The 14,257-nt window shown below is 50.5% G+C and carries 14 protein-coding genes and 1 tRNA gene; 9 read left to right on the top strand and 6 right to left on the bottom strand.

What is annotated here, in order from left to right; genetic code table 11:
* The first annotated feature begins 107 nt into the window (after window positions 1–107).
* From MWU62_RS08655 to MWU62_RS08635, 5 genes are all read left to right on the top strand, one after another.
* Window positions 108–851 carry a CDP-alcohol phosphatidyltransferase family protein gene (locus MWU62_RS08655; RefSeq protein ID WP_247114478.1) on the top strand — a complete coding sequence of 248 codons (744 nt, stop codon included), beginning with the start codon at window positions 108–110 and terminating at the stop codon, window positions 849–851.
* Window positions 838–1,443 carry a YceI family protein gene (locus MWU62_RS08650; RefSeq protein WP_247114477.1) on the top strand — a complete coding sequence of 202 codons (606 nt, stop codon included), beginning with the start codon at window positions 838–840 and terminating at the stop codon, window positions 1,441–1,443. The genes MWU62_RS08655 and MWU62_RS08650 overlap by 14 nt, the downstream gene beginning before the upstream one ends.
* 149 nt (window positions 1,444–1,592) lie before the next feature.
* Complete coding sequence (locus MWU62_RS08645; protein ID WP_247114476.1) at window positions 1,593–2,543, top strand: DMT family transporter; 951 nt, start codon at window positions 1,593–1,595, stop codon at window positions 2,541–2,543.
* 55 nt (window positions 2,544–2,598) lie between these two features.
* A tRNA-Val gene (locus MWU62_RS08640) sits at window positions 2,599–2,675 on the top strand.
* Between the two features lie 303 nt (window positions 2,676–2,978).
* A complete protein-coding gene (locus MWU62_RS08635) occupies window positions 2,979–4,673 on the top strand; it encodes a carboxylesterase family protein (protein ID WP_348645636.1) in 1,695 nt (564 codons plus the stop codon).
* Between the two features lie 63 nt (window positions 4,674–4,736).
* Here the strand turns inward: MWU62_RS08635 and MWU62_RS08630 are convergent, their stop codons facing one another.
* Window positions 4,737–5,465, bottom strand: a complete 729-nt coding sequence (locus MWU62_RS08630) for a PEP-CTERM sorting domain-containing protein (RefSeq protein ID WP_247114475.1) — start codon at window positions 5,463–5,465, stop codon at window positions 4,737–4,739.
* Window positions 5,466–5,793: 328 nt separating this feature from the next.
* Here MWU62_RS08630 and MWU62_RS08625 point away from each other — a divergent pair, with 328 nt between their 5' ends.
* Entirely contained in the window at window positions 5,794–6,261 is a 468-nt protein-coding gene (locus tag MWU62_RS08625; RefSeq protein WP_247114474.1) for a cytochrome c, read from the top strand.
* 34 nt (window positions 6,262–6,295) lie between these two features.
* Here MWU62_RS08625 and MWU62_RS08620 read toward each other — a convergent pair whose 3' ends face one another.
* On the bottom strand, window positions 6,296–6,979 hold the full coding sequence (locus MWU62_RS08620; RefSeq protein ID WP_247114473.1) for a cytochrome b/b6 domain-containing protein: 684 nt from the start codon (window positions 6,977–6,979) through the stop codon (window positions 6,296–6,298).
* A 121-nt stretch (window positions 6,980–7,100) separates the two neighbouring features.
* On the opposite strand from MWU62_RS08620, the gene MWU62_RS08615 reads away from it, so the two are divergent.
* Window positions 7,101–7,496 carry a glutaredoxin domain-containing protein gene (locus MWU62_RS08615; protein ID WP_247114472.1) on the top strand — a complete coding sequence of 132 codons (396 nt, stop codon included), beginning with the start codon at window positions 7,101–7,103 and terminating at the stop codon, window positions 7,494–7,496.
* On the opposite strand, the gene MWU62_RS08610 is transcribed toward MWU62_RS08615, so the two are convergent.
* Genes MWU62_RS08610 through MWU62_RS08595 form a run of 4 tightly spaced genes read right to left on the bottom strand, consistent with a single transcriptional unit; the run spans window position 7,456 to window position 10,106 of the window.
* Entirely contained in the window at window positions 7,456–8,082 is a 627-nt protein-coding gene (locus MWU62_RS08610) for a flavodoxin family protein (RefSeq protein ID WP_247114471.1), read from the bottom strand. The two genes, MWU62_RS08615 and MWU62_RS08610, sit on opposite strands and share 41 nt — an antisense overlap.
* On the bottom strand, window positions 8,079–8,888 hold the full coding sequence (locus tag MWU62_RS08605; RefSeq protein WP_247114470.1) for a DUF4198 domain-containing protein: 810 nt from the start codon (window positions 8,886–8,888) through the stop codon (window positions 8,079–8,081). The genes MWU62_RS08610 and MWU62_RS08605 overlap by 4 nt, the downstream gene beginning before the upstream one ends.
* 18 nt (window positions 8,889–8,906) lie before the next feature.
* On the bottom strand, window positions 8,907–9,425 hold the full coding sequence (locus tag MWU62_RS08600; protein WP_247114469.1) for a DUF2271 domain-containing protein: 519 nt from the start codon (window positions 9,423–9,425) through the stop codon (window positions 8,907–8,909).
* A gap of 9 nt (window positions 9,426–9,434) precedes the next feature.
* Window positions 9,435–10,106: a PepSY-associated TM helix domain-containing protein gene (locus MWU62_RS08595; protein ID WP_247114468.1), complete on the bottom strand. Its 672-nt coding sequence runs from the start codon at window positions 10,104–10,106 to the stop codon at window positions 9,435–9,437.
* A gap of 210 nt (window positions 10,107–10,316) precedes the next feature.
* On the opposite strand from MWU62_RS08595, the gene MWU62_RS08590 reads away from it, so the two are divergent.
* Together MWU62_RS08590 and MWU62_RS08585 are read left to right on the top strand one after the other, a co-directional pair.
* Window positions 10,317–12,593, top strand: coding sequence for a TonB-dependent receptor (locus tag MWU62_RS08590; RefSeq protein WP_247114467.1), 2,277 nt, complete (start codon window positions 10,317–10,319; stop codon window positions 12,591–12,593).
* 126 nt (window positions 12,594–12,719) lie between these two features.
* Window positions 12,720–14,198, top strand: coding sequence for an IS1182 family transposase (locus MWU62_RS08585; protein WP_247113316.1), 1,479 nt, complete (start codon window positions 12,720–12,722; stop codon window positions 14,196–14,198).
* Window positions 14,199–14,257 lie beyond the last annotated feature (59 nt).

The raw sequence follows: 14,257 nt of genomic DNA, 5'->3' as shown, positions 1-14,257 counted from the left end.
CTCTAAAACAGGTTTACTGACGTATGCAATAACAGGGTGTGGAAACTATAGTGACTGTTACTTCAAACAATCGCGAGGCACTAAAACCTATACGCCGGAGCTATGTTATGGATTTTGAGAGGCAATCAAAACCCCTCACGATACCGCCTTGGGTTGATCTGCTCTGGGGCGCTGCGTTCACTATATTGTGGGTTTTCATTGCTGCACGACTGTATTCATCTCTGTTGCCAATATTGGTTCTCGCGACCCTGCTATACAGCGGTATTTGTTTTGCTGTGGTGGCACACTGGCCGAAGACCGAAGATTTTGGTTGGGCAAATCGAATCACTCTGCTTCGGGCCAGCCTGATCATTGTCCTGGTTGCCGCAGCTCCGTTTATTCCTGCGCTCCCATCAACCGACCACGCTCTCTGGGTATATGCCGTGGGCGCTCTAATCGCACTGATTCTCGACGGAGTAGATGGCAAGCTCGCCCGAATAACTCACTCATCCAGCAGGTTCGGCGCCCGATTCGATATGGAAATGGACGCTTTGTTAATTCTGGGGCTATGCATCGCGGTAGTTATGAGCGGAAAAGCTGGCTTTTGGGTGCTTTCACTCGGGCTAATGCGCTACCTGTTTGTTGCAGCAGCTTCTGCATTGGAATGGTTGAACCGCCCACTACCCGAGAGTTTTCGGCGTAAAACCATCTGTGTTTGGCAGATTGTTACCCTTATGGTTGCTGTTCTGCCACCGATTCCACCCATGTTTGCCAGCCTAACGCTGGCAACAGCCCTGTTGTTACTCGCTTGGTCGTTTATGACAGACGTGTATTGGCTTTATGAACGGAGGTTTCATCATGAAACGGTTTAGTATTTTCACCTGTTTGTTGCTGACATTGTTCGCAAGCAATGCGCGAGTCGCAACCGCAGAGCCCGCCACTTTTGAAGTGGATGATGAGCATTTTTCTATGGTTTTCGAAATTATGCACATTGGATATGCCCCGGTTATGGGGATGTTTCGGAAGGTCGAGGGCGAGTTCGTTTACGATGAACAAAGCCGTGAGCTCATCTCCGGCACACTCAAATTCCAAAGCAAAAGCGTATTCACCAACCACAAAAAACGTGACAGTCACCTTACCGGCAAGGACTTTCTCAATAGCAGAAAATACCCCGACATCACCTTTAATGTCACTCACTACAAAGCGACCGGGGAATCAACAGGAGTGGTTACCGGAGACCTGAACATGCTCGGGCAAACAAGGCCGGTGAAACTGGATGTAACTCTTAACAAGGCAGCCGAATACCCAATTGGCCATGAAGATTACACTCTAGGTATTAGCGCGACAGCTACGTTAAAACGCAGCGACTGGGGGATGACCTATGGGCTTGACCCAGCCCTAGTGGGAGATGAGGTAAAACTTCGGTTCGGTTTTGAAGCTATAAAGGATTCTGGGTGGTTTTGATCTACCCGCAGGCACCGCCCATAAGTTTTTCTCATACCAATTTGACGCAATTACGAGCTCACGGACGAGCCAGCCTTCCTTTTTTAGTTCGCTAACTATACATTGTGCAGTCGCCGTGTTTTTTTCACTTCTGCTGAAGCTCCTTGCCAATGTTTGATGCTCATAAGTCCGACTTTCTTTTAGTCGCTGTAACTCTGCTTGCCGCAATAAGCTGGATATTCTCCAAAGAAGCTATTTTGTTGATGCCACCCCTGCTCTTTATGGCGTTGCGGTTTCTAATCGCCGGTGGGTTTCTCGCTGTAATCGCTTGGCGGCCGTTATCACGCCTTAGCGCAGATCAACTAAAACGTGGTGTAGGCGTTGGGTTGGTATTCGGTATCGCCATGAGCTTCTGGGTGATGGGGCTCTTTCATAGCGCCAGCATGGGTGAAGGAGCTTTTTTAACAAGCCTTGGAGTAGTAATCGTGCCCATTGTTGCGCGCCTGATTTTTAAAGAGGCGCAACCTGCGAGCACTTGGCTGGCTATTCCTGTAGCCATAGCTGGGCTGGCCCTGCTATCCCTTCAAAACGGTTTTAAGCCAGAGCCTGGCCAACTATTTTTTGTAGTTGCAGCAACTATTTTTGCTCTGTATTTCACCCTTAATACGCGTGCGGCGAATCAGCGTACGGTTACCAACCGCAAAGGCGAAACCCTTGAAAAGCATCGCATCCCCGCCCTGCCCCTAACAGCCATCGCCCTGCTAACCGTTGGGCTAGTCACTATGGCTGAGTCACTGGTTATGGAGCCTTGGCAGCCAACCTTTAGCAATCCGCCGCCACTTCTGATCTGGTGGATTCTCGCCAGTGCGATCGTGGGTACAGCCGGGCGTTTTCTCGTGCAAACTTATGCCCAAAGCTTATCTACCCACAGCCACGGTGCGGTGATTTTGGTACTCGAACCGGTGTGGGTCTCGTTGTTTGCAGCAGGATGGTTCGGCGAAACCATGGCGCCCATGCAGTTGGCTGGGTGCGGGTTAATCTTCACAGCCCTCATCGTTAACCGCTGGAGCGCTCTCAGCAAAGCTCTAAGAGCATGGCTGAGAAAAAGACAAACTGGATAAAAGAGGTTGACCAAAAACACGGGAGTCAGTATATTTCGTCCCCGTTGCAGATCGCAGGACCATAGCTCAGTTGGTTAGAGCGCTACCTTGACATGGTAGAGGTCCCCAGTTCGAATCTGGGTGGTCCTACCACTTTTCAGTGGTTCAAATATTTTGCAGCGATCCCTTCGTAATGATCTCAATATTGTCTCTAGCCATCGCAATATCATCGCTTTTCCCCAGCCTATTCTATTGTCTGCATACGCCTAAAAAGTCTTAAGCTCATCCGCTGGCTGCAACCAAAATATCTGTATTTTTCATTCTTCTTTGACATTTCTAAGACACAAGTTACTCTTCGTTAAGAGTCTTAGCGCACAACTGTACGCTGTAAATCAATAAGCCGGTGAGGCTCTCGGCTTGACTAAAAACAAAAATGAATAATTTGGAGATTGCTCTATGCGTTTTTGCCTACCTCAAATGCCGAGGGCATTACGCCTTCTGCCATTATCGGTTTTAGTTATTTCTCTATCTGCATGCAACGACTCATCTTCAAGTTCAAGCGACCCGACCAAAGTTACAACCTCTGAAGGCACAGTCACAGGTCAACTTGTGAGCGACAATAACGGTGGAGAAATAAAGCAATGGCTCGGTATTCCTTTTGCCCAGTCGACTGCGGGAGCTAATCGTTTTCGCGAGCCTCAGAATCTAGAGCCTAGAACAACTGTGCTGCAAGCAACAGAATTTGGCGATGCATGCCCTCAAACCCCAGCCCAATCTCCTTTCGCAATACAAAGTTCGAACCCAGGCTCGACAACCTCCGAGGACTGCTTGAACCTAAATATCTATGCACCCTCTGAGGGAGATAACTACCCAGTGGTCGTTTGGATTCATGGTGGCAGCCTGGAAACAGGTGCTGGCTTTCAGTCTAGCGGGATGCCTGACAGGCTAGTACGAGAGGGCGTTATCGTAGTCGCCCTGAATTATCGACTCGGGTTGCTGGGCTATTTAGCCCACCCGGCCCTAACTGCAACGTCTCAAACGGCGGATAAAGGTTCAGGAAATTATGGGTTGATGGATCAGATAAAAGCACTTGAGTGGCTTCAGGCTAACGTTGAGGAGTTTGGCGGCAACCCCAACAACATAACGCTAGTAGGTGAGTCTGCGGGCGGCTTTAGCATCAAGGGGTTAATGGCGGCCCATGACCGAACGGATGGACTGTTCCAACGTGTTATTGTTCAGAGTGGCCCATCCTTCATTCAAGAAACGCCTACCGTAGCAGAGCAACGCGGTGCTAGCTTTATGGCCGGTGTTTGCGCCGAAGATTCATCGTCAGAAGCTGCGGAGTGCCTGCGCAATTTAACGCTTGAGCAAATCCTTAGCTTGCAAGCCGGAGATCCTGAGTTCAGTACCGCAATTGTGCAGCGGTCAGGGATCCTTGAGCAAAATGTCGCAGCCGCTTTGGCAAGTGGTCAGTTTACGGCAGATCAGGTACTTGAAGGCTCTAACCGTGATGAGTGGCGGTTATTTGTTGCGGCTGAACAACTCGTGAGTGGCCGCGCTCCTCTTGAACAGCTGCTTGCAGGCAGCTCTTCTGCATACCGGCAAGAGTTGATCCGCCGCTACGGCTCGGTCACTGAAGCTAACGCTGATGCGGTTGTCGACCTTTACCCATTGAGTGAATACGAGAATGCCGACGCTGCTGTCTCTGCAGTGGGCACTGACGCCATCTTCGCCTGTCCGGGCTTTGGTAACATCGCTTCAGCTGCGCAGCATGTTCCAGTGTACGCTTATGAGTTTACAGATCGGAACGCTCCATTACCTTCACCATTATTCGCAACTGCTCAGCCTGAGCTAGGCGCAGCACATGCCACCGAAATCCCCTATGTATTCGCATCATACGCGGCTCTTGATAACGAGTTTTCTGAGGATTCGGCGACGCTTGCAGATACCATGGTGCGCTACTGGGCGTCGTTTGCCAGAACAGGTGACCCCACTCCAAGTGATGGCACTCTGCCTGCTTGGCTGACCTTTGTGAATCAGGGATATCAATCGTTGCAAGCGCCTGCAGAAAATACCGGGCCGTTCACGGAAAAGACGGATGGCCAAACATTCAGTCAAGCTCGCAATTGCAACCTCTGGCTAGGTGGTTGAAACTCCTGAAACAGAAAAGTTAAGAGGCTTTTATAACCAAGTGACGTGTTTGATTATAAAAGCCTACTTCCGCTTTCTGCTGTAACGGCGTGAGAAACTCAACCCAACAAGCCCCAAGCCCAACAATGCAATGCTTGCAGGCTCTGGTACGTTCACCGAATCCAGACCCACAGTGGCATACTTGATTGTGCCGCCAGCGGTTAGAAACTCCCCAAGACCGTCGCCGTAAAAGGTAACGCTTGAGAACGTATCTGTGTCGTTAATCGCGCCAACGAAAAATGCATCATTATCACTGCCAAATCCTGCTGCAATAGCCGGGTTATCACTATAACTGTTGGCTGTGCCGACTTTTTGAGCACTGTCTTCGCCGAAAGCAAGAAACAAGCTTGATCCATAGCAACAGGTACCCCAGTCACCAACCTCAAAGCCCAAAGCATTAATGGCACTGTTAAACGTAAATGTGATTCCTGATTCTTCAACAGCGTCTTTCGGGCTGATGCCAATCATCTGCCCGGTCGAACCATCCGTTTCTGGCGAGAAAATACCGGAGTTGGATCCATCAGTCTTGCTGATAGTGAAATCCGCGAAGCTCCATGAGTTACGAGCAACATAGTCGATGCCGGATAGTGTAAAGCTGTTTACTGAAGCCCCTGCGCCGGTGACCGCGCTGTCAAACTGAGCTTGCCCAGCCGTAATCGTATCAAAAAAAGTAACGGGAACAGCTGCTACCGGGGCTGCAATGCTAAGTGAAAACGCACCGGCCAAAACTGACTTGATCAAACTATTCTTCATGGTGGAACTCATTTGAAACCTACTCTGTGTAGCCCATTTGAAACGGGCTCAACCTCTGGCATTCAGGCTAAGAATCTGAGTTTTAGAAGCAAAAATCCGAGTCGTTAGCCTGAGCATTTATTAACTATCGTCAACTTTACACAACGTTACAGACAAATTCAGTCCACGCGCACTTATATTGCAATGTTTCACATTCCTGCTCTTTCTCACCTCGCTGGGTTTACTCGATATTTACAGGTTTTCGATGTAAACCCACGGCTATTTGTGAAATCATCAGCTTAGCTGTATAGCTATGGTTATTTTAATAGACGAGAGAGGAATAAGAAGCATGCGTAAATCTGGATTTTTTATGGCTTTGGCACTGAGCGCTGCCGTCGCAGCTCCCGCTATGGCACAACTGGATGTGGAAGATCAAATTGAAACCCGCCAGAGCGCATTCACGTTTGCCGCTTGGAACATGGGCAAGATCAAGGCTCAGGCAATTGATGGCAGTGTTGCTTACAACGAGCAGCAAATGCTTGCCGCAGCAAACGCCATTGCCTCAGTAGCAAACTCTGGTTTAGGCAGTCTGTTTGGCCCCGGTACTGCCAACGACAAAAATGACAACACAAAGCTATTACCCGTGTTTTTTGATAAGCCTGAAAAAGCCCGTGAAGTTGCCATCGGCTTCGCCCAAGCGGCAACCAAGCTTCAGGAAGTTGCCGCGAATGGCGGCGGCAAGAGCGCCCTCGCCGCACAATTCAGTGAAGTAGGAAAATCTTGCAAGGCTTGCCACGATGAGTTCCGTGCCGAGTAAACCTTAGCTCCCGAAGGCTCCCGATCGCCGCCGCTTACCAACCCAAATCAGGGGGCGGTGGCGGAGGGGGCGACAGTAGGCCTCCACTCGCTACCCATACCGCAAACGCGGCGACTGCCAAAGCAACAATAAAAGCTAAGAGGCCACCACCGGCTCGCTCCTTATTCTCTGCTCCGCCCACCCTTTTACGCCCGCTAATCATAGGAGCAATCAGGTTGTCTTTCTTAACCAACGTGTAAAAAAGCACACTTGCGACATGTAAGACAATCAAGCCATAGATAAACCATTCGGTTAATTTATGCCAAGAGGTAATCGTCTCATTCCAGCCAGACGACACGGCCCGGTAGAGAGGTCCATTAAATGCGATGGCGTCTGTCGCAAACAGCCCCGTGACCGCTTGAAAGCCCAACAACCCCAGCATAGCCAGCACTGACAGCGCGCCTAAGGGATTGTGGCCTAAGCCTTGCCACTCACCTTTCAAATACGCCGAGATGGCAAAGGGGCCTGGAATAAACTGCAAAAAACGCGCGTAGGTAGAGCCAACGATCCCCCAAACCAATCGAAAACTGATCAAACCCACGATGGCAAGGCCAAAACGTTCATGCCAGAGCATCCAAGTGCCACCAAGACTAACTGTTACCAAAGAACCAGTAACCGCCAGCACCAAAAGCCAATGAAAGAGTCGCGTGGGCAGATCCCATAGGGAAATTGACTTCATTTTTACCCCTTAAAAAACTGACGTATCCAGACCGAGTACCCGAACCATACCGGTTTTGCTTTATACTGCCCACCGAAGTTCGCATAGCAAATAGTCATGTACCAAATTAAAGGTTTATTCAATGCGTGTGGTAATCCGTTATTTTTTCCGGACGTTACGTCTCATTTTGACGCCCTTTGTACTCTTAAGCGAAAAGCTTGGGGGAGGAAAGCCGCTACAACGCAGCGCGGAAGAGCAAAAGCAAGTCGATGCTGCCTGCAAGCACTTAGCTCTATACCAATTCAAAACCTGCCCGTTCTGCGTCAAAGTACGGAAGCAAATTGCGCGACTTAACCTGAATATCGAGAAGCGCGATGCTCAGCATAACCCGACCCACCGAGCCGAGTTAGAACAAGGTGGCGGTAATGTAAAGGTGCCTTGCTTACGAATCATGAACGATGATGGCAGCGAACAGTGGATGTACGAATCCGGTGATATCAATGCTTGGTTGGAACAACGCTTTGGGCAAGCTGGCTGAACCAGTATTTCACAGAAGCGGGGTCGCCCTGATGCACCAGCACCGGCTCGAAAAGCGGGATGGCCCCAATCTGTCTTAGGTCTGAAGCAACCTCAATACCGAAACAGCAAAAGCGTGGGTAGCTACGGTCGCCTAATGCAAGCACTGCATACGAGCAGGAGGCAAAGCCTTGCAGAGCGCGGCTAACCTCCTGCCAAGCGCCCGCTGTTCTCGGCGCTTCGCCATTTCCTGTGGTGCTGGCAACAACCAGCAAAGCGCGAGCAGGCACCTGAGCTGACGCCAGCTCATTGAGCTCAATCAACGACGCGCGCATTCCTTCTTTCTGAATCAACTTGCATGTCTGCTTAGCAAACTGACGAGCAGTGCCTGTCTCGGTCGCATAAGCCACGAGGTAGTCTGACTCTCTCGCAGTATCGCGACACTGTTTTAAAGCGGTTTTTTTATGGAACCGCAGCAAAACAAGGGCATAACCAACCATCATAGCAGCGGCGACAAATTTACGATCAGCCGCCACTCCATCGCTAAACACGACCCAAACCACACCGCCACACAGCACTGCGACAATCGGTTTTACCCACGATTTCACAATGGCAACACCTCAAGCGTTGCATTGTAGCTCATGCGTCTTTTTGCATTATCAAGCAGCTTGCCTGACTGCTCCAATTCAGCTTCGAGCCAGTACATGCCCGGCTCTTCCCATTCTACAAAGATGCGGCCCTGCGCATCAGTTTGGAGCTGTATTTCATCAACTTGATCACGGTAGCGAATGCCACCGCGAATAACGACTACACTGAGATCTACAGCAGGGTCACCGTCTACCAGAAACTGAAATTCTGATGTTTCGCCAACAAACAAGTCATTGGGGTGGGTAACGGGAATCAGTTCTAAGCCAACACCTTCGGCTTCAAAGTTGCGGGTTGTTGGAGCCCCTTTGGTAACGAAAACCTGCATGAGCCTATCGATCTCAAACAAACGCAAGTCCTCAGCTTCAGCTGGGATCTCTCCCATTTCATCGACACTACCCCGCCACCGAACGTTTTTACCCTTATGTTTGTATGCACCAAAAAGGCCGTTGGTGCGAATTTCGAATGTATAGGTACCATCTCTGGTGAGTTGCGCATCAAATACCGAACGGTACTTTCCAGATGCCTTGTTCTGCGCCTCCAATGGCTCCCCTTGGGGATCTAGAATCTCTAAGTGTTCAAGGCCCAAGGGGTGATGTTCGAAGTAGAAAAGACTGTTTGAAATTGCGCCATCCATGGTTACCCAAGCTGTATCACCCGATAGCACCGTGGCTGAAGGTAACATCCAGGCTCGATGTGCAGAAGCCTCAGAAGCCACCCCCATACTTGCCGCTATCAATGCCAGTGTCGTTAACTTTTTAATGTTCACTAAATGTCTCCAAAATGCTCAGGGTTGGACTGTCAGTTTTACGCGGCCAAGCTCATTGCTGCCCTGCTGCGAGGTTTCAATGCTTGATTCAGCGGGCCACTGAAATGGCAGTTTAAGAAGCTCCCGACCGCCAACTTCTCGCGCCGCTTCCACAACTAGTTGGTATTCGCCTGCAGGCAAGCCATGGATAGCTTGAGATTTGTTACTAAAAGTCAGTTCGTAGGTGCCTGCGGGCCTTGTGGCCCCGCTAAGCCCATCTACCGGCATGCTCAGCTGTCGCCCACTTCTCCGCCACCATAGCCGCAGATCTTTGAGCCACTTGCTCCCCTCGTCATCGCGCATGTCATGGTCGTACCAAAGCGCGAGATTTCGCTGATGCTGCCCTTTGCTGTTCTCAATCCATATCGCTACGTAGGGCTTATGGTATTCAGCTACATTGAGCGCCGGAATTTCCACATCTAACACCAACTCTTCCGCCACAACGCAAGCGGAACCAAGCACTAACACTAGCGATGGAAAGCTCCTTAATAACTTCATAATTGTTCCTTAGTGCACAAACAAAACGGCCAGTAATACCGGCACAAGTACGCCCGCCCCTACAACCGGCCAAATTTCCGCCCGTTCTCGGGAATGTATCCACAAAACACAAAACCCGGTCACGCAGAAAACTATACAAATGACCGCAAATAGATCGATAAACCACACCCATGCAGCCCCTGTATTACGCCCTTTATGCAGGTCATTCATCCAGGCAATCCAGCCTCTGTCGGTTGCCTCGTATATTAGGTCGCCGGTTTCAAAATCCACGCTCAGCCAAGCATCGCCGCCTGGCCTGGGGCTGGATGCATAAAGTTCGTATTCTGACCACTCCAGCGCACCTCTAGTGATTGCGATTCCGTGCTTCTCCTTGAGCCACGCGCTTAAAACCTTTGGCGTTTGTCCGCTCTCTTTACTTTCCCAACTGATGAGCTGCTGTACCAATTGCTCGGGAACACGATCTTCAATCAGGGTCACCTCCGGAATCGAGGCAATCTGGCCTGCGTGATTGAGAGTTATGCCCGTAACCGAAAACAACATCATGCCGAACACTGCCAGCGCTGAACTGATCCAGTGCCACTGTAAGCAGAGCTTCAAATAACGGCCTCTTTTCCAAGCCCGAAGGCCATTTTCATCGTTGTTAGGGGTGCTTTTGGGTAAGGCACTAGCAATCTTGCTCATGTTAAAAACGAGGCTCTCAGGCGGCACTTCATGAATATTTCAGGCGGAGATTATGTCAGTTCTCATTAGCCCTCAATTACCATTTACGTTTAATTTACATACCCATTTGAGAATAATTGCCATTGCGCTTATCGTGGATTTTACATATATTGCGCTCCCACCTAACTAGAAACGCCATAAGATCAATACTTTGCAAAGGGCTCTACTCTCGTGAAAAATTTCTCTCCAACGTCGTTGGCAATAGCAGTATCAGTACTTTCAAGTCAGGCCGCTGCTCAAAGCCCCACCGAATTGGCGCCCATAGTGGTTAGCGCCTCAGGTATCGAGCAAAAAGTAACCGATGCACCAGCTTCAATTACTGTTATCACGAAGGGGGAGCTCGACAAAAAACCCTACGTAACTTTGCTTGATGCGGTACGAGGAGTTGAAGGAGTCGATATTGGAGAAACAACGGACAAAACCGGACAAGGCGGTATTAGTATTCGAGGTATGGGTGCGGACTACACCCTGATTCTTATCGACGGCAAACGCCAGAACAACGTGGGAGACATCTACCCAAACAACTTTGGTGGCAACCAGTTCAACCACATACCTCCCAAAGAAATGATCGAACGGATTGAAATTATTCGGGGGCCAGCATCCACCCTGTACGGTGCAGACGCGCTCGGTGGTGTTATCAACATTATCACCAAGAAAATCGGCGACAAATGGACGGGCTCTCTTTCGCACAGCCAAACTCTCGAAAGCAACAGCGATTTTGGCAATGATGATACAACTGAGTTTGCGATAGCTGGACCACTGATTAAGGATCGTCTTGGCCTTAGATTGCGGGGCAGCCTGTATAACCGCGATGCATCACACCCGCAATATGCGCCCGGGGTGGATCCAAACGGAAACGAGGTACCACGGGAATTGGGCTATGGCAGCGGCGGCCGCACCGTAGATAATGAGAACACTAACTTGGGCGCGCGCGCAGACATTCGCATTGCAGATGGGCAAGACCTAATCCTAGACTTCGAGACGTCCAGCCAAACCTACGATAACAATCCTGAAGATGGCAATAACCCTCTTGGCACTACCGACAGCGTGAATCGCTTGCCCCGTGCCGGATATGCCCTAGACCAAGAATTTAATCGCGAACAAGCTTCTATTCGACATCAAGGTGTCTGGGGCGATACCAATAGTGATATATCACTGCACTACATTGAGACCACAAATGACGGGCGAACTTTACCACTCACCGCCCTAGAACGGTTGGAGTACGATCAACTCATAGAGAACGGTGCAACAGATCAGGAGATTTCAGATACATTCCTGCCGCGGCCCAAACGAGTTTTGGAAACCCGCCAAACTACGCTGGATTTAAAATTCGACTCTCTGATAGGAGATCACCTGCTTGTATACGGCGGCCAATACATTGATGCCGAGATGGAAGACGGCACGTTTGGAATGACCGGCAGCGGTTTCAGTGCAGGCAAGACTCAACCCCACCGGCAATGGGCCGTTTTTGCCGAAGATAATTGGGAAATTACCCGCACCGTTTCATTGACTGGTGGTGTTCGCCATGACCACCATAATATTTTTGGCGGCAACACGAGCCCCCGTCTTTACGGGAATTGGGATATCACACCTGAATGGACGCTGAAAGGCGGGGTAAGCACTGGTTACAAAGCACCCAAAGCGAGCGACCTGTTTGAAGGTATCACCGGTTTTGGCGGGCAAGGCACTAGCCCTTTTGTGGGCACTCCAAGCCTCACACCTGAAAAAAGTGTGAACTCCGAAATTGCCATTTACTATACCCACCCAGATGGCCATAACTTCAACGCCACCGTGTTCTCTAACCAATTCAAAGATAAGATAGAAAGTGGCGGAGCCATACTACATTGCGATGACGCAGATGCCAGCTCCGGCAACTGTGTAAATCTAGCACCTGAATGGAACCAATTACTGGGCGATGGCTATGAATTTAGCCAAAAGGTGAATATTGATAAAGCTGAGATCAACGGGCTTGAACTGGCGGGCCGATACTGGATTATCAGCTCACTCTCTATCCGAGGCAACTACACCTATACCGACGCAGAAATTAAAAGCGGCGCTAACAAAGGCGACCCACTTAGCGGAACAGCAAAGCACATGGCAAACGCGACGCTCGATTGGCAGGTGACTCCGGCTTTTAGCACGTACCTAACGGCAGAGCTCCGATCCAAGCGCAATACCAGTACACCAAGAGGTTGGGATAGCTCGATTGATTACCCGGAGTTCTACAAGGACTACACCGTCTTGCATCTTGGGGCGAGTTATCAGGTTAGTTCGTATTTGACCCTAAGTGGTCGTATAAACAACCTGTTGGACGAAGATTTCACCAGTTACGAAACCGTATACACCACGGATGATGGCGGAGCTACCTATATCGCAAACTATATTGATGATTACAACATGAAGGCAAAAGCTCGAAACTTCTGGTTATCTGCAACCCTAAGTTTTTAACACGAAACATTCAGGCTTGCATAAGAAAATGCCCCTCCAAGGAGGGGCATCAGACTGCTGACAAACCCTCGCCATTTCGGCGGGGGTTTGTTGTAATTGGGGTATCGACTTTTCAGAGGCTGCCCCATGCTCAAAGAGCCGTCCCCGCAACAACACGAACTCGAGATGGTCAGTCTCGAATCGCTAGTCCCCGACAACCACCTTCTTCGCAACATTGATCAGTACATCGATTTCGAATTTATTCGCGATCGGGTTCGGCATTTGTACTGCTCGAACAATGGCCGGCTGGCACTCGATCCCGTGGTGCTGTTCAAAATACTGTTTCTCGGCTATCTGTTCGGTATTCGAAGTGAGCGTCAGCTGGTGAGGGAGATACAGGTTAACGTGGCGTATCGTTGGTTCTTGCGTTTTAACCTGACTGACAAGATTCCGGATGCCTCTACTCTTAGCCAGAACCGCCGGCGGCGGTTCCAAGATAGCACCATCTATCAGGACATCTTTGATGAGATCGTGCTCCAGGCCATGGGCTATGGCCTCGTAGGCGGCGAAGTGTTGTACACCGACAGCACGCACCTCAAGGCCAACGCCAACAAGAACAAGTACGATCTGAAGCAGGCGGAGGCGAAAGTGGCGGCCTACCTGGACAGTCTGGAAGATGCCATCGAAGGCGATCGCAAAACCCAGGGTAAAAAGCCCTTGAAAACGAAGCTGTCCGAGCAGCCAGCCAAGACCAAAGACATCAAGATCAGCCGTACCGATCCGGACAGTGGCTATATGGTTCGGGAAGGCAAGCCCAAGGGCTTCTTCTACCTGGATCACCGCACCGTCGATGGCCGCAACGCCATCATCACCGACAGCTACGCCACACCGGCCAACCTCCATGACAGCCGCCCCTACCTCGATCGGCTCGATCGACAATGTGAACGATTTGGCTTCGATGTCTGGGGTGTGGGCCTGGATGCGGGTTACTACATGGCAGGTATCTGCAAGGGCCTGAAAGACCGGGGCATCTATGGGGTCATGGGTTACCGGCGACCAAACAAGCCCAAGGGTTATCTCCCAAAGCGGGCCTTCACCTATGACGCTGAAACGAATACGTATTGCTGCCCGCAAGGTCAGCAACTGATCTACGCCACGACCAATCGACTGGGCTACCGTGAGTACAAGTCCAATCCGGCTCACTGCAGAAACTGCCCACAGTTAAGCCAATGCACGCGCAGCGCTAACCACGTCAAAGTACTTACCCGGCATGTCTGGCAGGACAGCAAAGACCGAACGGATAGTTACCGGTTAACCCCGTGGGGCAAGGCGCTCTACAAACGACGACAGGAAACCGTGGAGCGGTCGTTCGCCGATGCCAAACAGTTGCATGGCCATCGTTACGCTCGCCTGCGAGGGCTCTCGAAGGTGCGTGAACAGTGCCTGTTGGCCGCCGCTGCCCAGAATATGAAGAAGATCGCGCAGATCCTCGCGCGTCTTTTATGGCTCAAATCCCTTGGAGTACCTGGCTTGCAGAGCCAAATTCCGAAATGGGGCCGGAAATTGGCTTATCTGGCCGATTGGCAATTTCATCAGGAATACTGGACTAGACCCGTCGCCAGCTGAATTTAAAACGCCCAAACGCAACAAACCCCGGAAAAAACCGGGGTTTGTCAGCAATCTGA

Origin of the sequence: Marinobacter sp. S6332, assembly GCF_023016045.1 — a bacterium.
Taxonomy (GTDB): domain Bacteria; phylum Pseudomonadota; class Gammaproteobacteria; order Pseudomonadales; family Oleiphilaceae; genus Marinobacter.
This window is presented reverse-complemented; position numbering and strand designations above follow the sequence as displayed.